Here is a 24,654-nt window from a genome sequence, read left to right as displayed (position 1 = left end):
TCTCCTTATGACAAACCGCGAAGATCAGTATTTGCCTTTGCCGACGGCCGCATGGTGACGCTGACCGACATCAGTTAACAGTACCCGTTATGATCCGCGCAGGTTTACTTATCAGTAGTTTTCTTCTCACACTTACCGGCGTTTTGGCCCAACCGTACAGCGCCGACCGGGCATCGCCCGACAAACGCTGTACCGGGCTGGTTTAAAGACGCCGAATTCGGCATTTTCATCCATTGGGGGTTGTATTCGGTCCCGGCCAGGGCTACTAAGTCAAACGCCGACGGCTTCGGCAGCGGCTTTTTGCCAAAAACCTGAAAATACACCCTGATTTTGTGGCTTTTCACGAGAAAAATTACGGCCGCAATTTTCAGTATCAGGGGTTTGCGTCATGGTTTAAGGCCGAGCTGTTTAATCCCGATCAGTGGGCCACGGTGTTTAAACAGTCCGGGGCCAAATACATTGTCCTGACCTCGAAACACCACGAATGCTTTACGCTATGGCCCAATGCACAGGCGTGGAACTGGAATGCGCAGGACACAGGCCCGTACCGCGACCTGGCCGGTGATCTGGCCAAAGCCGTCCGGGATAAGGGGCTCCGAGCCCCTTCCCTCTGGTTAACGTCCCGAAAGTGTTGAAGTTTCGGGACGTTGCGTGTCCGGACTACTTCAATGCTGACACCGTAAACACCAGTTTGTCAGCCGTTTTCAGTTTCAGTACATTAAAATTAATGCGGTAAATGGTGTCACCCCATTTCGCTTTAATACCACCGTCCTCCATGGCTTCCAGCTTTACCTTCTCTACCGTCGGTACCATGCGTCCGGCATCGTAGGTAATGACAAAATCCCTGGCTTCACCGCCTTTCGGGGCGTAATGAATGACCAGTTCACCAGGCTTACGGACTTCGGCCGGATAAACCGTCATCAGGTGCTGCGTCATGGAACCGGCCTGCTGCAGGCTGATCACATCGGTGATCTGTACGTTTTTGGTACGATTCAGTCGTACAGTACGCTGATACGTATTCACTCCTGCCTCAGCCGGGTATGCCCTGGCTATATCAAGCGAAAACTGCGCGAAGGCCGGTCCCTGCTGATACGCCACACCGGCCGCCTTAAAGGTTGCGCCCGGCGGCTGGGTTTTACCGTTAATGGTCGGCAGGTTGTGGTAATCCGAGCAATTATACCAGATTTCGTAACGCTTGTCGCTGAAGGTTTTACGGGTATATGTGCCGCGGCCAACATCAATCAGCAGGGGTAAACCGTTGTAATACACCACATAATTTCCGATATCGTTATGGTTGTGACTTTCGTCGTTATTACCGCCCTTGGCCGCTACATAAAAGCCATCGGTTGTTCCTTCGCGGTCACGGGCGGCCATTACCTCCAGATCGGGCAACCAGACATCTTTCGGCAGGGGTAGCCCTTTCTCCGCACGCTTAAATTCATCCTGCATAAAGAGCGAATAGAAATGCCGGAAAAAATGAAAATGGCCGAGGTTACCGTCTTCCGCTTTCCGGTAGTACGCCCCGAAGCGCATCATATCCGGATCGTTAATGTCCTTGCCATAACGGTAAATCATGGTAGCGGCCATGCCCGGCTGCGGGTCGGCATCGGCAAAGTTCATGAAGTATTTTTCGTTGATCTGGGCACGGTAGATGTACTTACCCATGTTCCGGAATTTTTCATCCTGATAAACATACTGAAAGGCATTGTTGCTGGCCAGATTCAGCATCGCAATATTGTCGTACAACGATGCCGCAGCAGCTCCCCAATAGCTGGGTCCTTCGTCGCAGCCACCGTCTTTCGGATACGGATTCAGAAATTCGTCGAGCACATCCAGCAGTTTCGCCACGGCCTCAGCGCGTTTGGTATCGTCCCGTTCGAGCAGTAAAACCGAATTCAGCCAGTTGGAGCAAATCCACGGATTCCAGTTGTTCGGCCGGCGTCCGTCTTTGTTATACCCCATCCAGCCGTGGTGCTGCGTCATCAGCGGCTTAAAAATCCGGTTATTGGTCTCGTAGTAAATCCGCTTCCGGATTTGCGGCGAGACGGCATCCAGCTTATCACCCAGATAATAATCAACCCACGCCAGATAGGTCGCGGTCTCAGCCGCGAACAGGTCGACAAACGGCTTCGACACATCCATCAACCCGCCATATTGTTTGCCTCTCGGCAGGTGCGCCGGAACGCCCCAGAACGACTCCTCGCAGATCGACCACACGCCGTTGATAATCGGATCGATAAACCGGCCCTTGTTTTCGTGAATTTCAGCCAGTAACAACAGCCCCAGTACATCGCGCTTCTGAAAACTAACCGTCTGGTATTCGTCACGGTCGCCGGTGCGCTCAATCAGGAGTGATTTTGTGGCCGGAATATAGGGCCAGTCATAGTTCAGATACGACGCTGCTTTGGTAACGATTGCCTGCATCATGGCCGGGTCGGCTTTGGTCCAGCCCGCCCGGTCTTCACGTTTCGGGAAAGGTGTCCAGCCTGCCTGCGGAATCAGAACCTGCTGCAATTGTTCTTTCGTGTATTTACCGCTTAGCAGATCAGCGGGTGGTTGGGCAAAGGTGGTTGTTGCCAGCAACCAGCAAAGCAGGAAGAGTTTTTTCATAGCGTTTTGTCAGTTAATCGATTATGATCAGTCCATCGGTCACCGCAGGAACGGTAAATGATACAGCACCAACTTCGTTTCTGCGGACAGGTAATGCCGTTTGCTTACCGGCCACCGTCAACACAGCTTTACGACCCGCCGGAATACTGACCGCTGTTGCCTGCCGGCAGGTAATCCGCAGCCGTTTCCCGTCAACAGTCAGGTTTGCCGAACCGGCCGCCGTGCCGGTTTGCAGTGTGTATCCCTGCGACTGAATCATACTCCCTTCACCGAGGTACAAATACGAAAGCCCGTCACTGGTCAAACCTACCACCCCGAAATATCCCCGGAAACCAGTATTGGTGGTTTTATGCTCCTTCTCCGCATCAGTAGCCTGCAAAATGAGCTGACGGCTACCGTTCCGGTTCGCGACCGAAAAGGCGGTAAACGCTCCCGGATTGTCAGCAGGTAACCGCGTCAAGGCCCTTACCGATCCGGCTTCGGTAAATGGCTCGTAAACGGCGACAAAGGGCCGGTTCCAGGATTCGCCGGTTTGCCGCATAACCAGCACCGGCACCGGTTTCTGCTGATACACGGCCTCGGCGGTCCCGGCACGGGGAGCCTGGGCGACGTACATGGTCCGGCCTTCTTCCGGCAGCGTGTGCACCTGCATAAACGCAGGGATACCTGCTGTCAGGCTGAAAACGGCACTGCTTACCGGTAAATTACCAACCGGTGTTTTTACCGCCGTAAAATGCCGGAAGCCCGGCGGGTCATTGGCATCGGTTGCCATCGGCAGACTGGCCGCTTCAACCGGTAGCGGTTTCCGGTCTGCGCCCAGCAGCTGCACGGCATCCCCCACGTTGTGGTACAGGTACTCGTTGCTGCGGGCATTGTCGGACCGGTAAATATCCACGTAGTAGCCGGTTTCTGGTGAGGTCCGGATAATGGCTAAGGTGCGCTGTTGCCCCGTTCCTGTCGCCTTATCGGTATAACGGGTATCCGTAAACGAGCATTCTGCCGAAACCGCCGCCTGTCCGGCCCGCGGCTCCATGGCCATTAGTTTTATTTCGCCCATATTCTTGGTACCGCCGCCGCCTCTGAAATACGGCACAGACGCCGAACGGCCATCTGCCACCACCGTGTTGTGTGCCGCCCACTGGGCATAATAGCCGGTGTGCATCGGGTCTTCGTAGCTTGGTCCGTTACCAGGGTCAATACCCATGACCCGCCCCGCACCATATAGTTCAACCGACATGCCGTTGGCGTGGTTGTGGTTATAGCTGGCACCCTGCACCACATACATCAATCCTGTTCCGGGATCGGTCCCGTTGCGCTGAAGGTAGCATTTGGCAAAATCGAGTTCTCCGCTGCGCGGCCATTGGTATTGCTGCCCGCCTGCCTCCGGAATCCGGGGTAAAAAGCACAGTAAGCCCATATACCCGGACTCGCTCCGGTCGTAGCCCTGCTTTTTCTGCACAACCTCCATCGCCGCCAGCAGCGACCCCAACACGGGGCTGTTATACTTCTGCGCCATGGCCACCCCTATTTCCAGACATTCCGCACTTTGCATCGGCCGGCCGGTGTCGCCAAACGACGAAACAGTATAGTTCGGAAAGGCGTATTTCAACATCACATACGACGCCTGAAACAAAGCCGGATACTGCTGAAATACCGGAATCCCTGCGTTTTCGAGCGCCACGCCGGAAATGAGCAGACTGCTGACGGGAAAATTATGGTATCCGCCCGGCTCCTTCCAGTGGCCATCCGGCGTAAACCATTTTTCCATCGCCGTGGGTAACGCCAACTGCCCGCAATTACCGGCAATGGTGTCACGGCGTGTCATGAAGTCGAGGTAATAACGCTGCTGCTGCCTGTTTTCGAGCGACAAGGCCGAAAAGACCAGTACCGGCGTTTCGGCCGCAAACCAGTTGTTATTCCAGAGTCCGCGAAAGGCCATCGTATGGGCAAACCGGTCAAATACCGGTTCGTAATACCCCGTTTCATAGCCAGCCTGCCGCAGGTAATCGTACAGAAAATCATACGCCAGCATCATGGGCTCGTAACTTCCATCACCCAAGGTCTGAATAGACAGAAAACCGGTTCGGCAGGGTCCTTCGATGGGATACTGACGGGAGGCTCCGCGTGCCCACTGGTTCAGCACATCGGCCGCAAACCGGGCATACACCGGTTTATCCGTTAACCAATAGGCAATGGCAGCCTCAAGCACCAGCTGATTTATGTTGCCGTTAATGACCTCGACCATGTGCTGCGGATCGACTACGGCCCACGCCTTGCCCGGACCCGAACTCTGAAGCCGCATGGTCATCGACGTATCGTTGGGGAGCAGTTCCTCGATACGGGGCGTACGGAACCGATAGCCGTCCGGAGCAATAGGCGGGCGCTTGTGAGGCGACACACGCACCGTCGGCACAGGCGCATCACCGGCATACCGGACAAGGGCTGTTCCCTCCGCATCCGAATAAAAACGAGTATAGCGTTTACCGGGCACCCGGTTCATCAGATAGCGGCTCAGGATCCAGTCGGGATCGGTCTGGTGGCGCTCAACGTAGGGGTCAACGTGTTTGAGCAGGTTATCAAACGATTGCCGGGCCCATGGCTGCGTACGGATTTTTTCCAGAACCAGGGCCTTATCCCCCGCTTTTACCAGAATATGCGGATGAGACGATTGCGCAAAACCGGTTAGGCATACCGGACAGATAATGAGTAAGAAAAAGAGACGAAGCATGGATACTGGATGGGGAAATGCCGGACGCTCTGGAGAATGGATGCCGGATGGGGCAGAGCCGGCAGCCGGCATCACCCCATCCAGCCTGCCCGTCTTCTACTTCACCTTAAGCCGTTTCAGGCTCACGGTCATGGTTTTAGCCGTATTGTTAACCGCATTCACAAAAAGATAGGCAACGTATGTACCATCTGCGGATGTCACGAACGCACCCTGATCGGCGGTCAGGCCATAGGCATAGTCAGCGGCGTTGGTAAACGTGGTTTTCTCCAGATCAATATCGTCGATGTATGAGTCAAAGCCACTGCCCCGCAATTGTGCATCGCGGATATCCACCCGCTTATCAAGCCTGGTGGCGGCCTTCGTCCAGGCCGCCGGCAAGTTCAGGTCATTGATGTACGACTTGTTGGCCAGCGATACCATTGCATGCCCGAAGGTGTAGGTAGAAATGGTCGGGCGGTAGATGTACACAAAGTCAATTTTCCCCGACAGGTTACCCTGCTCTACTTCTTCTTTCGTATAGGCTTTCATATCGGCGATGGAAAAATATGCCTTTTTACCATCCTCCAGCACGATCGACCGGGTCATATCCATTTTACTGATCTGGTAGCCCGGCGACGTGAAAGTCACTTCCTTGCCTGCCGATGATGTCCCGCTGAATTTAAAGGTAACCAACTGACCACGGGCCGCTTCCGGTACATTGTAATAGTACCGCAGCGTCACGGCCTTGTTGCTTACATCCAGAATCTTCGCCGTCGATACCATCCCGTTTGTAACGGTATCCGTGGCCGTTTGCAGGGGTTTATCGACACCCGTTGCCCGGTCGGTATACCACGAAAAACCACTGAACCCCGTACCGGTGGCTCCGGCAACAGACGCTTCCGCCTTAACGTTCTGCACCGTTCCGTCGTTGGCGCCGATGGCATAGGCAAACTCAACGCGCGTACCGATCACGGCGGGTCCGGTTGTTTTTTTGAGCAGGTCATTTTTCAACGGTTCCAGCACGGCTACCGTTGTTTTCTCACAGGCAGCCAATCCAAGGCAGCTGATGACTGCCACTGCCAGATATGTCAGATTTTTGTTCATGGCCAAACCGGTTATTTCTGTACAGTTACGGTAATGGTGTATGTTTTGCGCACTTTCCGGTTGCCCGAAACCACAGTATACTGCATCGGTTGTGAGAAATCAACCCACTCTCCCATACGGGGTTCAACCGTGGCATCCGTTACTACGCTGGAATATGGCTTTACACGGGTCATGTTTGTCCCGAACCGGGCAACAGCCGTAACCGTCTGGGCAACGGTGTCGATCTGCATGGAGCCGCTTACCAGTACCGTACGGTGATCAGAACCCAGGAGATCAAAGAAACTCATGTAACATTGCGAGCGGCCCGTGACGAGCAACCCGGCGTCGTCGACCGGCTCTTTGGTACAACCGCCAAACACCAGTAACCCGGCAATGGCGAAAACGATATAGAAAATTCCCTTTTTCATGTGTCAGAATGCTGTGTCGGCTTAGCGACGAATGGTGATTATAACCAGGCGGTATTTTGAATAATTTTCGGATTCACTTCAATTTCGCCGGTCGGAATCCGGAAAATATAGAAGCGTTGATAGTTCCGTTCGGGTGCGTTCACGAATTCGTCGCGTACGCGTGCGCCACGGCTATCGTACAGCACCTGTCCGCCCGGCATCGGCCAGATTTCCTCCGCCTTTTTCCAGCGGCGGATGTCGAAGAAGCGGTGCCCTTCGCCAACCAGTTCGACAATGCGTTCCTGCTCAATGGCTTTGAAGAAGTCAGCCTTCGCAGCAAATTTCGCCTGAGCGAGTGCGGGCAGATTCCCCCGGCGGCGAATCCGGTTCAGCAGTGTAAACAGCTCAGCCGTCGGCCCGTTGTTCACTTCATTCACGGCTTCGGCATACATCAGCCACACATCCGGTAACCGCATCATGTAGAAATCCTGCGGCCCGTCACTACGGCCGATTCCGCCGGTTTGCCGTACCCACTTCCGGAAGATATAACCGGCCGGAGCGCCGTCGTAGTTAATAAACTGCACCCCGTCGCGGCTCCCAAACCGGAAAGGAATACTGTCGAGCACATTAAGCCCGTCGGTCGAGAGAGCCAGCATTTTCTGGCCGTCCCACAGCATGGTAGCCCGCATCCGGTAGTCGCGTCCGGTGTATGAATTCGGGTTGCTGGAGCTGTTGGCTCCGCCCGCATTTGAATTCAATACCAGCGGCGTGGCAAAATCGCCGGTCGACACCAGCTGATAGCGGTTGGCCAGACGGAACGTCGGCGCTACCCAGCACTGGGCATTACCGGTATTCCGGGTGCCGAAGTCGCGGAGCATTTCTTCGCCCTGGCTTAGCTGTGGTCCGCCAAACTGGACCGAGAAGATAATTTCGGGATCGTATTCGTTAAAATACTGGAACAAATAGAAGTAGTTCGGGTCGTTGGCCGGTCCCGGTTCACCGCCCCGAAACAGCGGAATGTTTTTGTCGATAATCTTTTTGAACTCAGCCGCAGCAGCGGTATAGGCTGCTGTCGCGTCACTGCCTTTGCCTTCATTTTTCATCCAGCTGGCCCAGTACAGATTTACCTTACCGGCAAAGCCCCAGGCGGCGTATTTCGACGCACGTCCCAGATTATCGCCCGTATATTTTTCCGGCAGCACGCTGGCGGCAAAGCTCAAGTCGGCCAGGATGGAGTCTTTAACGGCGGCTTTCGGTGTACGGCTCAGCGAGTAGGCTTCGTCGTTACCGTTTAGCCGGCGGCTGAAGTAGGGCACATCACCCCAGAAGTCGATCAGCCGGAAATAGGCCAGTGCCCGCAGAAAGCGCGTTTCGCCAACCAGCCGCGCAACCAGATCCTTTTCAGTCTGTGTCTTCAGATTAGGTTGCAGTTTACTGATGTTCTCCAGCACGTAATTTGCCCGGTTAACGACCCGGTAGCAGTTTGTCCAGTGAAAATCAAAGCTGCTCCCCAGCGCACCCGGACTGAACGAGCCGAGGTTGTTGCTCGTGCCCCGCGTATGGACAAACTCACCGGCTCCGTCAAAATAATAATCGCGGCCAAAGGTTGTCCGGGCAGCATCATACACCCCGTTTACGGCAAAAACAGCATCATCCGTAGTTTTCCAGAACAGATCTGCCGACAGTTCGGTAGTAGGCACCTGGTCCAGCAAATCCTTTGTACAGCTTGTCAGAAACAGTGCACCGGCTGCCAGCAGAGACAACCCACGCAGCAAAAGACTGTTTCTTAATGATTTATAATTCAGTTTCATAGTTCTTGTTGCGATTAGAGACCAATGTTCAGACCAAACGAGTACGTTTTGAGCAGCGGGAAAATATCGTCATTGTTGGAGCCGCCGGTCATTGTACTTTTCTCAGGGTCAACGCCACGGTATTTTGTCAGGGTAAACAGGTTTTCAGACGTTGCATACACCCGTACCTTGTTCATACCGAATAGTTTCGAGTAACGTGTCGGTACGTTATAGCCAAGCTGAATATTTTTCAGGCGCAGGTAACTGAAGTCGTCCAGCCAGAACGTCGATTCGGCCTGGTTGTTGCCACCAGACCCGCTGACCAGACGCGGCAGCGAGGCCGAGCGGTTGTCGAGCGTCCAGGTGTCGTACCACAGGAAGTCGTTGAACGCATTCCGTGCCGACGGGATGTTGACCTGGTTGAAGGGTTCGAGCCAGAAATCGCGGCGACCGGTAGCGGCCTGAAACAGGAAGCTGACATCAAAGCCTTTCCAGTTGGCAAACAGGTTAAGCCCATAAATCATCAGCGGCTGGTCGCGGTTAAACTGCGGCATGGCCTTACGGTCTTCGTTCGTGATCTGTCCGTCGCCGTTCAGGTCTTCATACAGTACGTCGCCCGGCGCAAAATACTGGCCGTGGAACGGTGCATTGGCGATGTCCTCCCAGCTCTGGGCAATGCCTTTCGATTGCAGGGTGTAGGTAAAGTGGTACGGCAAATTCAGATAAACCCAGTCTTTACCCAGGAACTGATTCCACTTCAGCAGCCGGTTTTTGTTGTACGACACGTTCAGGTTAGCCCCTACGTTGATTCCCTGAATGCGTGACCGGTAGCCCAGATTCACCTCGATCCCCCGGTTCCGCATTTCGCCGATATTCAGACGGGGCGCGCTGTAGCCGGCCAGTAAAGTTGACAGCGACGATGGCCGGATCATGCCTTTGGTATATTTCTGATAGGCATCGATTTCGGCCGTCAGCTTACCGCCGAAGAAACCCAGATCCAGACCGAAGTTGGTCACGTTGGTTTGCTCCCACGAGAAATCTTCGTTGATGATTTTGCTGGCGCTGAAACCCTTGGCAATTTTACCGTTCAGAACATAGTTGGTCAGCGAGAAAATATCGCGTTGCTCATACCGGCCAACGCCTGAGTTGTTTCCCAGTTTACCGAGCGAAGCCCGTAACTTACCCGACGACAGAATGGTGGTGTTCAGGTTTTGCCAGAAAGGCTCTTCGGTAAAACGCCAGCCGACCGAAGCCGACGGGAAGAAACCATACTGATAGCCTGGTAAAAACTTCGACGATCCATCGTAACGGGCATTGGCTTCAAACAGATATTTCTCTTTGATGACGTAATTCAGGCGCCCGATCACCGACCGTAACCCTTCCGCATCCGAGCCGCCTCCTGTACCCTGGATGTTGGTCAGGGCGGCATTGATTTCGGTCAGGTTCGGATAAATCCGGTCGTTCCGGCTGGCTGACATCGACCGGGCAAACCAGTATTCTTCGTTATAAGCCGCCAGTACGTTCAGTTGATGGCCGGGAAAAATCTCCTTGTCATAGGTAATCCGGCCCTGAAGAAGTGTTTTATACCCTTGCAGGCTGGCGTTGGAAATACCGGCACTGGCCGCAACCAGCGTACGCGCCAGGGCATCCGTCTGGAAGTTCCATTCGTCGGTCGGGTCAGAATAGCTTTTCTGGAACTGATTGTAGTAGCGCAGGCTGTAATCGCCCCGGACCTTCAGGCCCGGCAACGCTTCCCACTCCCCATAGAGCGTACCGTTAAACTCCTGACGGTCCATGAGATTGTGGTTTACGTTCATCATCGACAGCATGTTCCGCGCAAAGGCGTCTTCCCCATAGGCCATAATGCCGCCGTATTTGCCCGATACCGGATCGTAGGGCGTAATACCGGCCACAGCATACCGGATATCGTATCCGTCGGTTCCTTCATAGTTGATCAGACCATCCTGCCGGGCAAACTCCTGCTTCGACCACTGCCCGTCGATCCGTGTACCGACTTTTACGTTGTCGCGGATTTTGTAATCGAGGTTAAAGCGCATGTTATACCGCTTGTAGTTGTGGTTGATCAGGATACCCAGCTCATCGTATAAACCCGCCGACAGGTAGAAGTTTGCCTTATCGCTGCTGCCTGCCGCCGACAGGTTGTGGGTCTGCACACGGCCGTGGTCGCGCAGAATGACGTCCCACCAGTTGGTGTTGGGATAACGCAGCGGATCGACCATGCTTTTCGACATCCACTCTTCTACGGTACCGTAGCGATAGGTGGTCGAGGAGTTACCGGCGGCCGATGCCCGCAGGTGCATGGTCAGCGAACGGGCGTAGTCGTCGAAATAATTATAGAAGTTTGTGGGCTGCGACATCCCGTAGGTGCCGGTGTAATTAATGGTAGCTTTCTGCGATTTAGAGCCTGTTTTGGTCGTAATCAGGATCACACCATTGGCGGCCCGCGACCCGTATACCGAGGCAGAGGCGGCATCTTTCAGGACCGAGATCGTTTCTACGTCGTTGATGTCGATCCGGTTAATGTCTACATCGGGCATACCGTCCACGACAATCAGCGGCCCCGCATTGTTCACGGTGCCAAGCCCCCTGATCAGGAGGTTAGCGCCGTTACGACCAGCCATACCACTGTTTTGCTGCACCGTCAGGCCAGGCACCAGCCCCGAAAGACCCGACGAAACGTTGGCCAGCGTACGACCGGCAATTTTATCGTCAATCGTCACCGATGCCACGGAGCCGGTCAGGTTTACTTTTTTCTGGGTACCATACCCCACCACAACCACCTCACTCAGTGCCTTCACATCGGCTTTGAGCGAAATGTTGATAGCCGTCTGATTGCCGACAGCGACTTCCTGCGAAAAATATCCGACGAAGGAAAACACCAGCACCGCGCCCGACGATGGTACCGATAAGGTGTATTTGCCCTGGCCATCGGTGGTGGTTCCACGCACCGCCCCTTTGACTACTACATTGACACCGGGAAGCGGCTGATTATTGTCAGCATCTTTCACCAGACCGGAGATGGTAATGTCGGCGTTGGCGACTTCTTTTTCAGGCATTGCCACCGACATCGGCTCAGTCAGGCCGTTTACGCTCCCTGTTTTCGGAGCCACGCTGTCAATTGCCTTTGTCCGGCGGCGAATCACGTACGCTTTATCGTCAATTGCCTGACACTGCAGGTCGTATGCCTGCAATACATCATTCAGTTTGCGGTCGAGCTGACCTTTAAACTCACTTACCTGTACGGGTTCAATAAGTACGTCCCGGACAAGCCCCGCCTTATAGTTGAACCGGACATTATAAGCCGACTCAAGCCGGGTCAGGAGCATCCGCAGGCTGGTACGGGCCGGCGCATTTCCTGTCTGCCGTGTCACCGGTTGGCTGGCCGATGCCAGAATCTGGGCCGATGCCCCCGAGACGGCCCCCGTTACTAATAAGCCCAACAAACTCAGGCGAATTTTACGTAAGGTTTTTTTCATAGATCTGCATGTTAAGGAACTTCAGTAGTAGTTGTAAAATAGACACGCTGACCGTCCTTTACAGCCTGCATATCAAAGGTTTTTGATAAGATTAAAAGCGCTTTATTGAGGTCATTGACAGGTAGTTCACCCGTAAACTGCTGATCGGAGAAGGCATCCCCTTCCAGAATCAGGGATACGCCGTAAATCTCGCTGAACCGGCGGCCCAGCTCAGTCATACCGGCATCCGTAAAAATGAGCAGATTACGTTTCCACGCATTAACCTGCCGGCTTTGTGCGGCCGGAATGGTTTTAATGATGGCATTGGTCTTTTCCTGGCCATATTCGACAAACTGTCCGGGGCGCATCAGCACGGGCGGTTGGTGGCCGGGACGATCAAGTTCGACACGACCCTCATCGAGTAAGACCTGTGTTTTTTGCGGCCGGGTATAAATGTTGAAGCGGGTACCAAGCACTGTTACATCAACGCGGTGCGTATGAACGGTAAATTTGCGGTAGGTATGCCCGTCGGGAGCAGCTTGTTTCCGGACAGTAAAATAGGCTTCGCCATTGAGCCAGACCTCACGTTTGGTGCGCCAATCCAGGCGCGACGGCAGATTCAGGGTACTGTTCGCATTGAGCGTTACCAGAGAACCATCATACAGTTCTACGTCTCTTAGTTCACCGTAGCCGGTATGGATCGTTTGAGGGAGCACGAAAAAGCGGGTTACCCAGGCACCCGCGAGCAGCAAAGCTGTTACCGAGGCCGCGACCAGATACATACGCCGGTTACGCCAGCCAATAACAGTATCGGTGCCGGTTGCCGACTGCCGGATACGGCCAAAAAGTGTTTCGACATATTCATCAGAAAATGACGTCCATGAAGCCTCCATACCCAGCCCGGCTATTCGTGCCTGATTGAAAGGTGCAGCCAGATGCGGATGTGTCTGAAGCAAGCCTTGCCAGTAGGCTTTCATTTCGGGTGTGGGTTCGGCCAGCCATTCCTTAAACAGGGAATCGCCCAGAAAATCTTCCGTCCGGAAGTGAATGTAATCTTGATAGGACTTCATTTCGGTTAAGTTCTATCAGGATAGTGTGACCGAACGGCTTTTTTGTAGTATAAATCAGAGAAAAATTTTCACATACACCAGTACAATCTAACACAAATTCCTGTATACCAATAACTTAAGCGCGCATAAAAAAGCGACACCTGCTGGCAGGTGTCGCTTTTTTATGCGCGGTAGCGATGCAGAAGACTACTCCGCAGCTTCTACTACTTTCCTTTTACGACCACGCGGTTTACCGGTATACTCCGGCTTCGGTGCCTGGTCTTCGATCTGTAACTCATAACCGGTTATATTGCCATATTCAAACGGCTTAACCGTAAAGTTGAATTTAGACTTAGAAAAGTCAACGCCGTTATTCTGAAGAATAAGGGCAAGCGGAATACAGTACCCGCGACCGGTTTGTTCCATCTTAAACGTATCGGCACCACCGTCTGTATCCGGAATTAAATACAGTGATTTAATTTTCCGTTTGCCGGCCTGAGTAGCGATTTTAAACGCTGCCGTTTCCGGATTAATGCCTAACTGTTCAACTGTCTTCGAAGGAAACACCAGTTTACCAAATGCAGAAATTGTACCAGTCAGCTCAACTTCTTTTGTTTCTTTTTTAGGACCAGGTTTGCTGTTTTCTTCAACAGAAAAAAAGCGAAGTTCTTTCTCTTTCATTACTAGTAACGGCTTTATGTTTAATAAGCATTCGTCTTTCAGCTACAAAAATGCTAACATTTTTTGTAGTTCAATACATTTATTTAACAATCTAGTTTGTGGTACAATTATTTTTTAAGTTTTTACATAATTTTCCTGCTATCAGTTTGAGAAATCAGCTATAATTCCATTCGCAGATCAGCTATTAAAACCATAATCCAGGTCAGTGTTGACGTATACATATCCGTAAATTAAGTAGCATGCTATATACAGAAATTTACATGAAGGCATATGCATATTTACACAAAAAAACGGCGCTTACAGTAAGATATACTTAAATAACTGCTTTGTCGGGTATACATAAACTTCGGTGATATGATAAAAACCATTCTCTTCTTTCTAAGTATCCCACTGTTCATTCAGACAGTTAATGCCCAATCAGTCAACACATTAACAACAACAGAAAAGAAAGATGGCTGGGTATTACTTTTCAATGGTAAAAATAAAAATGGCTGGCATTCCTATGGCAAAAAGGGAACAGGGCTCGCCTGGATAATTGACGATAATGCACTCAAACTTCATGTGCCGAATCGGGCAGGGAATAAGGCAGCTAATGGGGGTGACATTGTTACAGATGCTGTTTTCGCCGAAAATTTTGAATTTAAAGCCGACTGGAAAGTAAGCCGTTTAGCCAACAGTGGTATCTTTTTTTTCGTTACAGAAAATGCGGCTTACCCAAATATGCATGATACTGGTTTGGAGTTACAAGTACTGGATGATGCCATCTATGAAGGTGCGAGGGAGAATACCCATCGGGCCGGTGATTTTTTCGGGGTGGCAAATGCAAGGCTCCGTGAAGTGAACCCGGCAGGTGAGTGGAATCAAGTGCATGTAATCGTTTATCAGAACAAGTTGACCGTAAAAATGAACGGATTTACTATTCAGGAGCATGATCTGAATAGTGATGACTGGAAAAACCGGATTGCCGCTAGTGGTCTGAAAAATGCCCCCCTTAATAAGCACCAGTTTAAGGGCAGAATCGGTTTGCAGGATTGGGGAAGTACGGTTTGGTACCGCAATATAAAGTACCGCCCCCTTTAGTGTAAACTATTTAATAAATGCTGAATATTTATAACGTTAAGAGAAAACGGAATGTTTTGTTTTCCAGCACATGTTCCCGTTGTTCGCTTTTCAGTTTCCGTGTGTTTTATGGCAGAATAAATGCCCGCCACAGCTCTGATTAGCAGACATTTTCCACGGCTGTGGTTAAAGATGTACAAAAAGTAGCGATATAGATGTGTATCTTTGTCATACCAGATACTGGTATGACAACTTTAATCATGATTCTGTGAGCCTTCCCACCGATCATATTCGACTATTATTTGGCTTAAAGCTTCGTCAGCTGCGCATCGACAAAGGCATTTCCGTCAGTGAGCTGGCGCAGAAAGCCGGCTTGTCGATTTCATATATTACGGAAATTGAGAAAGGGCGCAAATATCCGAAAGCGGATAAAATTGCCGCCCTTGCGAATGCTATGCAGGTCGATTACGATAGCATGGTATCGCTGAAACTCAGTAAAAAGCTCGAACCGATTTCAGATTTACTGAAATCAAAGTTCCTGACCGAAATTCCGCTGGAGTTATTTGGCATTGACCCTGCCGATTTACTGGAACTACTGGCTGAAGCACCGGCTAAGGTCAGCGCCATGATCCGTACATTCATGGATATTGCGCTCAGCTACAACATGAGTGTTGAACGCCTTTACTTAGCCATGCTGCGTTCCTATCAGGAGCTGCACGATAATCATTTTGAAGATATTGAAGCCGATGCGGATCGGTTTCTGACCGAATTTGACGCAGCCGGTACGGGCGTATCCGAAGCGTTGCTGATCAATCTGTTTAAAACGCGGTATGAGGTTAAAATCCAGACTTTTGATCCGGCTAGTCTGCCAGAGCTATCGTCGCTGCGTTCGGTATATCGCCCTGAAACCAAAACGCTTCACCTGAACGAAAACCTTTCTGTCGAGCAGCGTCTGTTTGTGCTGGCCCGTGAAATCGGCTTTTTGTATCTCGGGCTTAAAAACCGGCCTCAGACCTACTCGTATGTTGAAGCAGACTCCTTCGAGCAAATCCTGAATAATTATAAGGCATCCTATTTTGCGGGAGCGATTCTGATCCGGCGCGACAAGCTCGTCGAGCGCCTGAATGCCTTATTCTCAAGCCCGGTCTGGCATGAGGACCTGTTTCTGAAACTCATTCAGGATTTCAGATCCACTCCGGAACGTTTCTTTTACCGGCTCAGCAATGTACTGCCTAAATATTTTGGTATTGATCAGTTGTTTTTCTACCGTTTCAATCATACCGCCGGGCAAACCAATTTTCATCTGACCAAGGAAATGCATTTGTCCCGTTCACAGGGTCCGCGTGGTATTGTCGACGGGCATTTCTGCCGTCGCTGGGTTGCGCTTACGATTCTGGAAGAGCTTTCGGCAACGCAACAGCAGAAACAGTTTGACGGAGCCTTGTGCCGGGCGCAGGTATCTACCTATGCCGATTCCGGACAGGCGTATCTTATTATATCAGTAGCCCATCCCTATCAGCTACGGCTTCAGCCCGGGGCCGCCCGCCAGAATATGAGCGTGTCTATGTGTTTTGCCGTTAATGATACCTTGCGGTCAAAAGTTAAGTTCCTGAATGACCCCACCCTTTCGCATCGTGTTGTCAATGAAGCCTGCGAGCGCTGTGGCATTTTTGATTGTCGGGAGCGTGTGGCCGCGCCGGTCATTTTACAGAAAAAACGCCAGATGGAAGCGATGAAACAAGTGGTGGCAAAGTTAGGCTAGTATTGGCCGGATATAAGGCCAAAGGACTTCGGCGAGTTCGGCAATACCGGACACATCATGGGCGAACTCCTCCGGGACCAGCATCTCCCGCCATTTTCTAACAGTATTGATGAGCAGTTTTCTGTCTTCAAGTAGTCCGATCAGTTCTTTTTCAAGCTCTTCCAGTTGTTTTGCCGGTATATGTAACCGTACTAATTCACTACGGAATTCTTTTTTCTGTTCAGGTGAATGAACCGCATATCCGGCAAATCGTTCAGCAGCGAAGCCATGCCGGCAGGCTTCTTTCAGATACTCTTTGATCCGGGATATCTGTTCCCGGATCTGATACAATTGTTGCGGGCTGTCGAATTGCTTCTTTTTCTGAATTTCTTTTCTGAATTGCCCTTTCAGCTGATTCATCAAAAAACAGGCCGCATAAAAATTTACCCGCCGGCATTCGTCTTTCCGCGGCCGGAATACCCGGTTAGGCGTGCGGGGTAACCTGATCAGCCGGTACATCTGCCCCATCAGAAAACTTAAGCCACCCAGCAGTTTCTGATCGTAGTAATCAAATCCGAACTCATCACTATCATCACGGTAATTTTCATCCAGATGCCGGACAAATTCCTCCTGCACGGTACTAATATCCAGATGCCGGTATGTTTCATCGTCGGCACGATGTAAAATAACCGCCATTGCCTCCGTCCGGCGGTTATTCAGCTTGGCCATTACTCCGAACAAGTGCTGAATATCGGTTCGCCGTCTTATTTTAGATGATCCGAAGTTCAGCGAAAAAAGCAGGGTTCCCAATGATCCGCTACGTTCACTTGGTTCCAGATGAATCTGAAGATAACTTGTCTGCTGGTGTAACGCTGCCCTGCCATTAAACTGTTCATTGGCCCGCGCAAGGGTCAGCTGCCCGTCCGGCTGAATATGCAGCACATACCGGTAAATTTTATAGATATCTTCTTCTCCATGCCGGTCACACACATAACAATCATAATAGCCTTTAAATCTGGCAATGCCCTGGTCGACGACGGGTTCCTCTGCCTCAACCGGAATTTCTCTCAGGAACGCATCAGTCAGTGCCCTGTTTAGTTCGACTTCATGATTACCCATCAGAAACCGATAATGATCAGCGAAATAATGATTCCGGTAAAACTCACTGACTGACATGGCTCCGACCACTGGTTTTGGATTTTCTTCCAGAATCAGCCGGCCGGTATTGGGTATGGTCAGTCCTTTATTTAAGCCGGTATGAATCCCCAGTAAGCATTTCCGGTGATTAAATTTTTCTGATTTGGTATAAAGCAGATACCGGACACGGTATGCCTGAATGGCAGGCAGAAAATCCAGTTCAAGCCACACCACCTCATCGGTATATCGTACGATACCGGTCATGACACTTTCATTGTCCGGATCGCCATACAGACAAACCACCTCACCGGACAACTTGATCTCCAGATTATAGCGCATGATCTGGTGCTTTGCCCGATCAGGATGAACAAAGTAGGTCTGGTATTTGCCGGCCAGATGCTGTAACCGGCGAACTTCACGAGCTCTTGGTAACTCCGCCAGTGACTGAAAGTCGCCCGAAGCAATTTCAAGGCGCTGATGAGCCAGAAAGTACTGAATTTCGACAGGCGGCTGTTTCAAAGAGCGGCTATAAGCATCCAGCTCAAGCATGGCTTCGGCATAGGTCTCAAAACGGATCAACGCTACCACCCCGGCCATTGCGTCACCAGTCCGGCGCTGACTGCCGCTAAGAATTCCCAGAATGATCAGTTGCTGATCATGAAAGACATTCAACGATAATTGCAGATAGCTGGTCGCACGGGCGGTTTCGGCAACGTCTGCACCATCATTCCCGTTCCGCATCTGAATGTATACCTGATTGGTTGATAACTGGCTTTCGGTTGCGGTAAAAACGGCGTTTAAATAGAGCGGGTCGCTGAAAGTCAGTTTTGTTTCTTCCCAATCCGCACCCTCACGAGTCAGCAGCGCATACCCAACCGGCTCCTGATCATTCTCATTCTGCTGACGCCAGAAATAGAGCAGGTAATACCGTTTTCCATCTTTCGGCAGCTCACACCGGTGAATAACATCTTCCCCGTTGTAGAAAAGCAACATGCCCCGGTCGGATCGAATATCGAACCGGCACAGAGCCGCGTAATGACTGATAAAGTAGAGGGCCAGGGTAATCTGTTTGGAACGGATATATTTCCGGTCAGGCTGAGGATCGCCTTTGATCCGGATCACCTCATTTAAATAGGTAGTCGAAAAACCATCATGCACATAGTCCGGCGTAGCCAGATTATCGCGGATCGTTGTCCAGCTATCCCGCTTGTGCGTATGCGGATTGCGGGACATTTCCTGAAAAATACGCAGCCCCTCTGCAAACTGAAAACGCAGTGTATGGAGATTATATACTTCACTGGTCTCCTCTGGAAGCAAGCAATTTTCCAGCAGTTTTCGCACACGTGTCAAGCGTTCCTCCAAAGTTTCTTCATTCAAACTTTGCTCTGTTTTTCCTGATTGCTTTGGCTGCTTTTGAGTACCAGAAATTGGCATACAATAATGCTGAAAGAAACCACTGTCTGTAGCTAAAATGCAAGATAGGGATTATTGGAAGTTTTTGGAAAAAATTAAGCTAATCAGACCCTGTAAACTTGCATAAGAATTCTGACGGGCAGTATAAAAATAAATAAAAATATATGCCCTGTATGATCTGATATAAAACCAGAAAACCAATAAAAAGCCATGAAAAAATTCCTTGTGCTCCTGTTCTTAGTTGCTGCAGCTTCGGCTTGCGAACAAACGCAAACTGCTGTCGATCCAGTTACAAACGAAGCGTATGGCGATACGAACCACTTAGGCGGCGGACGCCCCCGCTAATCATGTATTTTCTTTTCTCTATCATATTCAAAAGCAGTCAAATCATGAAAAAATTAGCCATCATCCTACTCATCGTCACTGCCATTTCGGCTTGCGAACAAACGTCAACATCTGTCGATCCGGTTACAAACGAAGCGTATGGCGACACCAACCACCTGGGTGGCGGACGCCCCCGCTAATCATGTATTTTCTTTTCTCTATCATATTCAAAAGCAGTCAAATCATGAAAAAATTAGCCATCATCCTACTCATCGTCACTGCCATTTCGGCTTGCGAACAAACGTCAACATCTGTCGATCCGGTTACAAACGAAGCGTATGGCGACACCAACCACCTGGGTGGCGGACGCCCCCGCTAATCATGTATTTTCTTTTCTCTATCATATTCAAAAGCAGTCAAATCATGAAAAAATTAGCCATCATCCTACTCATCGTCACTGCCATTTCGGCTTGCGAACAAACGTCAACATCTGTCGATCCGGTTACAAACGAAGCGTATGGCGACACCAACCACCTGGGTGGCGGACGCCCCCGCTAATCATGTATTTTCTTTTCTCTATCATATTCAAAAGCAGTCAAATCATGAAAAAATTAGCCATCATCCTCCTCATCGTCACTGCCGTTTCGGCCTGCGAACAATCACAAACATCTGTTGATCCGGTTACGGTCGAATCCGTAGGTGATACCAACCATCTGGGTGGCGGACGCCCCCGCTAATCTCCTTTCTCTTCTCTTTTCTATCGCGTTTAAACACAGTCAAATCATGAAAAAATTAGCCATCCTCCTCCTCATCGTCGCTGCCGTTTCGGCTTGCGAGCAATCACAAACATCTGTCGATCCGGTTACGGTCGAATCCGTAGGCGACACCAATCATCTGGGTGGCGGACGCCCCCGCTAATCTCCTTTCTCTTCTCTTTTCTATCGCGTTTAAACACAGTCAAATCATGAAAAAATTAGCCATCCTCCTCCTCATCGTCGCTGCCGTTTCGGCTTGCGAGCAATCACAAACATCTGTCGATCCGGTTACGGTCGAATCCGTAGGCGACACCAATCATCTGGGTGGCGGACGCCCCCGCTAATCTCCTTTCTCTTCTCTTTTCTATCGCGTTTAAACACAGTCAAATCATGAAAAAATTAGCCATCCTCCTCCTCATCGTCGCTGCCGTTTCGGCTTGCGAGCAATCACAAACATCTGTCGATCCGGTTACGGTCGAATCCGTAGGCGACACCAATCATCTGGGTGGCGGACGCCCCCGCTAATCTCCCTTCTCTTCTCTTTTCTATCGCGTTTAAACACAGTCAAATCATGAAAAAATTAGCCATCATCCTCCTCATCGTCACTGCCGTTTCGGCTTGCGAACAATCACAAACTTCTGTCGATCCGGTTACGGTCGAATCCGTAGGCGACACCAATCATCTGGGCGGCGGACGCCCCCGCTAATACATTGGTATCATACCACTTAACACCTTTACAAATACCCTGAGGCCATTCCTCACTGGCTGCAAGCGCTTTGCCTACCAGTCGTCAAAACCTCTTCAGCCGCCACTGATTGCCGGAAACGGCAATGTTTCTGGTCTCTGAGCCATAGCGGATTTTAATATACCCAAAATTATGTACACCAAAGATGATCTGTTTACTACAAATAAGCCATAACTTTGTTTTAACGGTTATGGCTTATTTGTAAAGGAAGAGATGGTGAGGGTGTATGACTGCGCTATTTAGATGTTTTTTTTTACTAGTACTGATATTCTTTTTTTCGGGCGTTAGTTACGCACAGCAGGATATTACCCTTGCCCGTCTCCGGATCAGGCAAGGTATAAGCACTGCAGACAAATTGTATGCAAAGCTACAGCATGCCGAATACAGACGCCTCAACAACCAGTTACTGGAAGAATGTGAACGGATAAAAGCCTATGATCTGGCTGCTTTGGTCTGCACCAATGTGGCCGCCAGCTATACTGACATGGCACAGTATGACAATAGTCTGGAAATGACCCGTCGTTCGTGGCACTACTACCAGCTAATGCCTAACAAAACCGTAGCTGCCAAGTTCGGGATTCTTTCTGGTCTTGGTATCTGCCACCAGTTCGGATGGCAACTCGACTCGGCCCAGTATTATTTTAAACAAGTTGCTGAATTACTGGAAAAGCACAATAATCTTTACAAACAAATCCCTATTTATGTCCAGGATTATTATATAAATTATGCTTACTTAAATTACCAGTTAATGGCCTATGCCGAAGCCATCAATTTAAGCAGACAAGCTCTTCAAATCATACCGAAATCAAAAAAGTTTGATACTAGTTTACAGATTGCGGGTCTGCATAATACACTTGGCAAATGCTACCGGGAAATTAAAAATTTTGCCGTGGCAGACTCATTTTTCCTGAAAGCAGTTGACGTCTATAAAGGTTATCCTCTCTATCAGGCAATTGTCTATTGTAATCTTGCAGAAAGTCAGTTGCGGCAGCAACGAATCGGCCTGGCCGAAGAAAGCACCCGGAAGGCCGGACAATTATACGATTTATCCCGTAAGGAGTCCGGAGGAAAGCCGGATATAGACCTGGAAGTCCGGCTGCTTGAAAACTTTTCTGAATTGCACTGGCAAAAAAAACAGCTGCCGGCAGCTATGGCGGCAAGCAAGCAACTGATTGCCTATTCAAAAAAGCTGAACCCGGTTTTGTCTCATCAACGCGTTGAAGCATACTGCCGGCTAAGTGAAATTTATAAACAACAGAAACTCTGGGCCGATGCAGAACGGATGGCGGCTTTAGCGATCCGAGAGGCGTACGGACTGAAAAACACAGACCCGTCGGGCTTAACGCCTCATCTGCCTCAGGCCTACCTTAAGGCTTTACTCAATGAAGCTCACTTGCTATTGGCGATGCCAATGCAGGACAAATTCCTGCGGTTCGAAAATAGTAAAATGGCTTTATCTAATTACGAAAAAGCGATCCGGATTACCGCTTCATTACGACGGTCAACGTCCTTGTCGGAATCAAAAAACTTTTTGAGTACGTTTACGGCCGAACTACTTGAACCGGCCTTTATGCTCTGCTACGAACTGTCGCAGCAGGCAGCACAGAGCGAAGAATATTGTCAGCGGGCACTTGACCTCCTTGAGTTATCCCGAAATGCACTGCTGACCGATGCCCAGACAGAACAGCAACTTGCCCGTTATTATCTGCCTAAAGCAACATTTAACCAACTGCTGTCTATCAAAAAGCAGTTAAGTTTACTGATACTCCTGCGCGAGAAGGACCGTGATCCTTATGCTCAACAGCAGATTTCCGGTAAAATTCAGGCACTGGAATCACGGCTCGTCCATTTCCAGGCACAAACCGAACGGCAGTTTCCACAATATGCCAGTGCACGGCGCGAGCTGAATGAACGGTCAATTACTTCACTACAGCAAAAGATAGCCCCCACGGAAAGCGTACTTAGTCAGGTATTATTGCCCAAAGGGCTTTTATTGCTTGGGTGTTCCCGAAAAAAAGCGATGCTCCGGTTCGTCCCCGTCGAACGGAATAAGCTGATCAACCTTGTCGGGCAGTTCAAGACAGAGATCAGCCGGGACCCCGGGGTTGTCGGTACGTATAATTCGACTTTTGCCCGTCAATTGTATACTTACCTGCTTAAGCCCCTGGAAGACGACATGTTGGCCGGGTCAACTATTCTGACTATTCTGCCGCCTCCCGAACTGATGATTCCTTTTGAGGCATTGGAAGCGAAAGCCGGCGAATTCCTGATTGAGCGCTATAACATTGGCTATCTATTCAACCTGTTTGCGCTGTATACCAATGAGTTGCCAGAGAAGCATATTTCTGTCCGGCCGCTTGTTATTGCTCCTTTCACCGACTCGGGCCATATCATGGCCGGGCGACGCGGCGGCCCCGTATTACGCACGCTCCCGGCCTCACGCCGCGAAATTGATATTTTCGGCGGCGACGCGCTGCAAAACGAAGACGCGACCAAAAAGGAATTTCTGGAACGAGCTCCCGGCTCCAACCTGATTGTCTGCGTAACACATACCGTACCGGAAGCCGGCGAAACGGCCCTGGCCTTCTGGCCCGGTGAACCTGATTATCTGCTGTATCCATCCGAAATTCAGCACACTGATATGCGCCAAAGCCGGTTAGTGGTTTTGTCTGCCTGTGAAACCGAACGGGGTGAAGCTTTGGCAGGTGATGGTATTCAAACGCTTGGCCGCGCATTTACCTGGGCAGGGGCCAAAGCGGTTACCTGTTCCTTGTTTCCATTAAACGATTCGGTACAGGCGCGGTTGGGAAATGCTTTTTACCGTAAGTTGTCGGACAAACAACCCATTCGGGAAACCCTGCGGGAAGCAAAATTAGACTTTCTTCGGTCAGATGAAGCGCATCAGTCGGGACGGCATCCGTTTTTCTGGGCAGGTGTCATTGTCTTTGGGGGTAGTCAGCCGTTTAAGAGTGCTACATCCCAAAACTATTGGCCGCTGCTGGGTGCGCTGGTTTCGGCAGTGTTGATGGTCGGCTGGTTTACAGTTAAGAAAAAAGATCAGCCCACACGAGTTGTGCCTTAAATCGTAACTGACTCATAAAACTGCTTTGAAAGTGTGGTTTGGCCAGATTGTTATACATATTGAAATAGTGCTTTGCCTCTTCAACTTTTCCCAGTTTCAGATAAGCGTGCGATAGATTCCACCACGTACATTCCTTTAAATAATCACTGACGTTGGCATTTGCAGTCTGTTTATAATAAGGGATAGCTGCTTCATAATCACCGTTGACAAACAGTTCATTGGCAAGAATAAAATTATTGAGCGCCGTACGCTCCTCGGGCCGCAGCCCGTCCGGAGTGGTTTCCAGAGCCAGCCGATGCACTTTCGGGCTAATGTCTGCGTTGGCCAGATCAACCGTATTCAATGTCAGGAAAGCCCCGTTTACTAACAAAACAACGGCCGCAATGGAGGCTGTCTTCATCCAGAATCGGTTGCCAAGACCGATCCGGCGCATAGGAACCGTTGTTTTGTCAGTTTCAACCTGTTCGAAATCCAGGCGTTTTACGACCTGCCGGGCCAATTGCGCCAGCTCAGCCTCTTCGATGTGGACTTTTGTTTGTTTCATGGCGTGAACAAGATCCCGAAACCCATTGTCTTCGATCATTCGGAGCTCAAT

22 protein-coding genes and 2 pseudogenes are annotated in these 24,654 nt (G+C 50.5%); 14 read left to right on the top strand and 10 right to left on the bottom strand.

All coding sequences use genetic code 11. From position 1 onward, the window contains the following. Positions 1–219: 219 nt before the first annotated feature. Positions 220–315: pseudogene (locus tag BLX24_RS33900) on the top strand (hypothetical protein); the annotation flags it as partial. 17 nt (positions 316–332) lie between these two features. After that, the gene (locus tag BLX24_RS13965; protein ID WP_071503766.1) at positions 333–635 is read left to right on the top strand and encodes an alpha-L-fucosidase; all 303 of its coding nucleotides are present in this window, start codon (positions 333–335) and stop codon (positions 633–635) included. 25 nt (positions 636–660) lie between these two features. On the opposite strand, the gene BLX24_RS13960 is transcribed toward BLX24_RS13965, so the two are convergent. From BLX24_RS13960 to BLX24_RS13925, 8 genes and pseudogenes are all read right to left on the bottom strand, one after another. Next, the gene (locus tag BLX24_RS13960) at positions 661–2,610 is read right to left on the bottom strand and encodes a heparinase II/III domain-containing protein (RefSeq protein WP_071503765.1); all 1,950 of its coding nucleotides are present in this window, start codon (positions 2,608–2,610) and stop codon (positions 661–663) included. Positions 2,611–2,836: 226 nt separating this feature from the next. After that, positions 2,837–3,895 (bottom strand): annotated as a pseudogene (locus tag BLX24_RS34235) (endo-acting ulvan lysase-like protein); the annotation flags it as partial. A gap of 1,539 nt (positions 3,896–5,434) precedes the next feature. Further along, entirely contained in the window at positions 5,435–6,421 is a 987-nt protein-coding gene (locus tag BLX24_RS13950; protein ID WP_071503763.1) for a DUF4466 family protein, read from the bottom strand. Between the two features lie 11 nt (positions 6,422–6,432). After that, a complete protein-coding gene (locus BLX24_RS13945; RefSeq protein ID WP_071503762.1) occupies positions 6,433–6,828 on the bottom strand; it encodes an SGBP N-terminal domain-containing protein in 396 nt (131 codons plus the stop codon). A 38-nt stretch (positions 6,829–6,866) separates the two neighbouring features. Then, positions 6,867–8,618: a RagB/SusD family nutrient uptake outer membrane protein gene (locus tag BLX24_RS13940; RefSeq protein WP_083421976.1), complete on the bottom strand. Its 1,752-nt coding sequence runs from the start codon at positions 8,616–8,618 to the stop codon at positions 6,867–6,869. 14 nt (positions 8,619–8,632) lie between these two features. Then, positions 8,633–12,094 carry a SusC/RagA family TonB-linked outer membrane protein gene (locus BLX24_RS13935; RefSeq protein WP_229201798.1) on the bottom strand — a complete coding sequence of 1,154 codons (3,462 nt, stop codon included), beginning with the start codon at positions 12,092–12,094 and terminating at the stop codon, positions 8,633–8,635. Between the two features lie 11 nt (positions 12,095–12,105). Continuing rightward, positions 12,106–13,143 (bottom strand): FecR family protein, encoded by a 1,038-nt coding sequence (locus BLX24_RS13930; protein WP_071503761.1) that lies wholly within the window; start codon positions 13,141–13,143, stop codon positions 12,106–12,108. Between the two features lie 186 nt (positions 13,144–13,329). Continuing rightward, a complete protein-coding gene (locus BLX24_RS13925) occupies positions 13,330–13,803 on the bottom strand; it encodes a hypothetical protein (RefSeq protein ID WP_071503760.1) in 474 nt (157 codons plus the stop codon). A 354-nt stretch (positions 13,804–14,157) separates the two neighbouring features. On the opposite strand from BLX24_RS13925, the gene BLX24_RS13920 reads away from it, so the two are divergent. Further along, on the top strand, positions 14,158–14,883 hold the full coding sequence (locus tag BLX24_RS13920; RefSeq protein WP_071503759.1) for a 3-keto-disaccharide hydrolase: 726 nt from the start codon (positions 14,158–14,160) through the stop codon (positions 14,881–14,883). Between the two features lie 247 nt (positions 14,884–15,130). Continuing rightward, positions 15,131–16,624: a helix-turn-helix domain-containing protein gene (locus BLX24_RS13915; RefSeq protein WP_071503758.1), complete on the top strand. Its 1,494-nt coding sequence runs from the start codon at positions 15,131–15,133 to the stop codon at positions 16,622–16,624. Here BLX24_RS13915 and BLX24_RS13910 read toward each other — a convergent pair. Beyond that, on the bottom strand, positions 16,616–19,057 hold the full coding sequence (locus BLX24_RS13910; RefSeq protein ID WP_143092668.1) for a hypothetical protein: 2,442 nt from the start codon (positions 19,055–19,057) through the stop codon (positions 16,616–16,618). The genes BLX24_RS13915 and BLX24_RS13910 overlap by 9 nt on opposite strands. Before the next feature lie 306 nt (positions 19,058–19,363). Between BLX24_RS13910 and BLX24_RS33895 the strand changes: the two genes are divergently transcribed. The 10 genes from BLX24_RS33895 to BLX24_RS13905 all read left to right on the top strand — a co-directional run bounded on the left by BLX24_RS33895 (position 19,364) and on the right by BLX24_RS13905 (position 24,059). Further along, positions 19,364–19,498, top strand: coding sequence for a hypothetical protein (locus BLX24_RS33895; protein ID WP_262482986.1), 135 nt, complete (start codon positions 19,364–19,366; stop codon positions 19,496–19,498). 44 nt (positions 19,499–19,542) lie between these two features. Next, complete coding sequence (locus tag BLX24_RS33890) at positions 19,543–19,677, top strand: hypothetical protein (RefSeq protein ID WP_262482985.1); 135 nt, start codon at positions 19,543–19,545, stop codon at positions 19,675–19,677. Between the two features lie 44 nt (positions 19,678–19,721). Beyond that, a complete protein-coding gene (locus BLX24_RS33885) occupies positions 19,722–19,856 on the top strand; it encodes a hypothetical protein (RefSeq protein ID WP_262482985.1) in 135 nt (44 codons plus the stop codon). Positions 19,857–19,900: 44 nt separating this feature from the next. Further along, entirely contained in the window at positions 19,901–20,035 is a 135-nt protein-coding gene (locus BLX24_RS33880; protein ID WP_262482985.1) for a hypothetical protein, read from the top strand. A 44-nt stretch (positions 20,036–20,079) separates the two neighbouring features. Next, positions 20,080–20,214: a hypothetical protein gene (locus BLX24_RS33875; RefSeq protein ID WP_262482983.1), complete on the top strand. Its 135-nt coding sequence runs from the start codon at positions 20,080–20,082 to the stop codon at positions 20,212–20,214. Between the two features lie 46 nt (positions 20,215–20,260). Next, complete coding sequence (locus BLX24_RS33870) at positions 20,261–20,395, top strand: hypothetical protein (protein ID WP_262482984.1); 135 nt, start codon at positions 20,261–20,263, stop codon at positions 20,393–20,395. A gap of 46 nt (positions 20,396–20,441) precedes the next feature. Further along, the gene (locus BLX24_RS33865; protein WP_262482984.1) at positions 20,442–20,576 is read left to right on the top strand and encodes a hypothetical protein; all 135 of its coding nucleotides are present in this window, start codon (positions 20,442–20,444) and stop codon (positions 20,574–20,576) included. 46 nt (positions 20,577–20,622) lie between these two features. Further along, entirely contained in the window at positions 20,623–20,757 is a 135-nt protein-coding gene (locus tag BLX24_RS33860; protein ID WP_262482984.1) for a hypothetical protein, read from the top strand. Positions 20,758–20,803: 46 nt separating this feature from the next. Beyond that, positions 20,804–20,938: a hypothetical protein gene (locus BLX24_RS33855; RefSeq protein ID WP_262482983.1), complete on the top strand. Its 135-nt coding sequence runs from the start codon at positions 20,804–20,806 to the stop codon at positions 20,936–20,938. Positions 20,939–21,332: 394 nt separating this feature from the next. Continuing rightward, positions 21,333–24,059 carry a CHAT domain-containing tetratricopeptide repeat protein gene (locus BLX24_RS13905; RefSeq protein WP_071503756.1) on the top strand — a complete coding sequence of 909 codons (2,727 nt, stop codon included), beginning with the start codon at positions 21,333–21,335 and terminating at the stop codon, positions 24,057–24,059. On the opposite strand, the gene BLX24_RS13900 is transcribed toward BLX24_RS13905, so the two are convergent. Next, positions 24,022–24,603 (bottom strand): tetratricopeptide repeat protein, encoded by a 582-nt coding sequence (locus tag BLX24_RS13900; protein WP_177225840.1) that lies wholly within the window; start codon positions 24,601–24,603, stop codon positions 24,022–24,024. The two genes, BLX24_RS13905 and BLX24_RS13900, sit on opposite strands and share 38 nt — an antisense overlap. Positions 24,604–24,654: the final 51 nt, after the last annotated feature.

The sequence above is a fragment of the Arsenicibacter rosenii genome (assembly GCF_001870735.1).
GTDB lineage: Bacteria > Bacteroidota > Bacteroidia > Cytophagales > Spirosomataceae > Arsenicibacter > Arsenicibacter rosenii.
The sequence above is the reverse complement of the archived record's forward strand: the minus strand, read 5'-3'. Positions and strand labels throughout refer to the sequence as shown.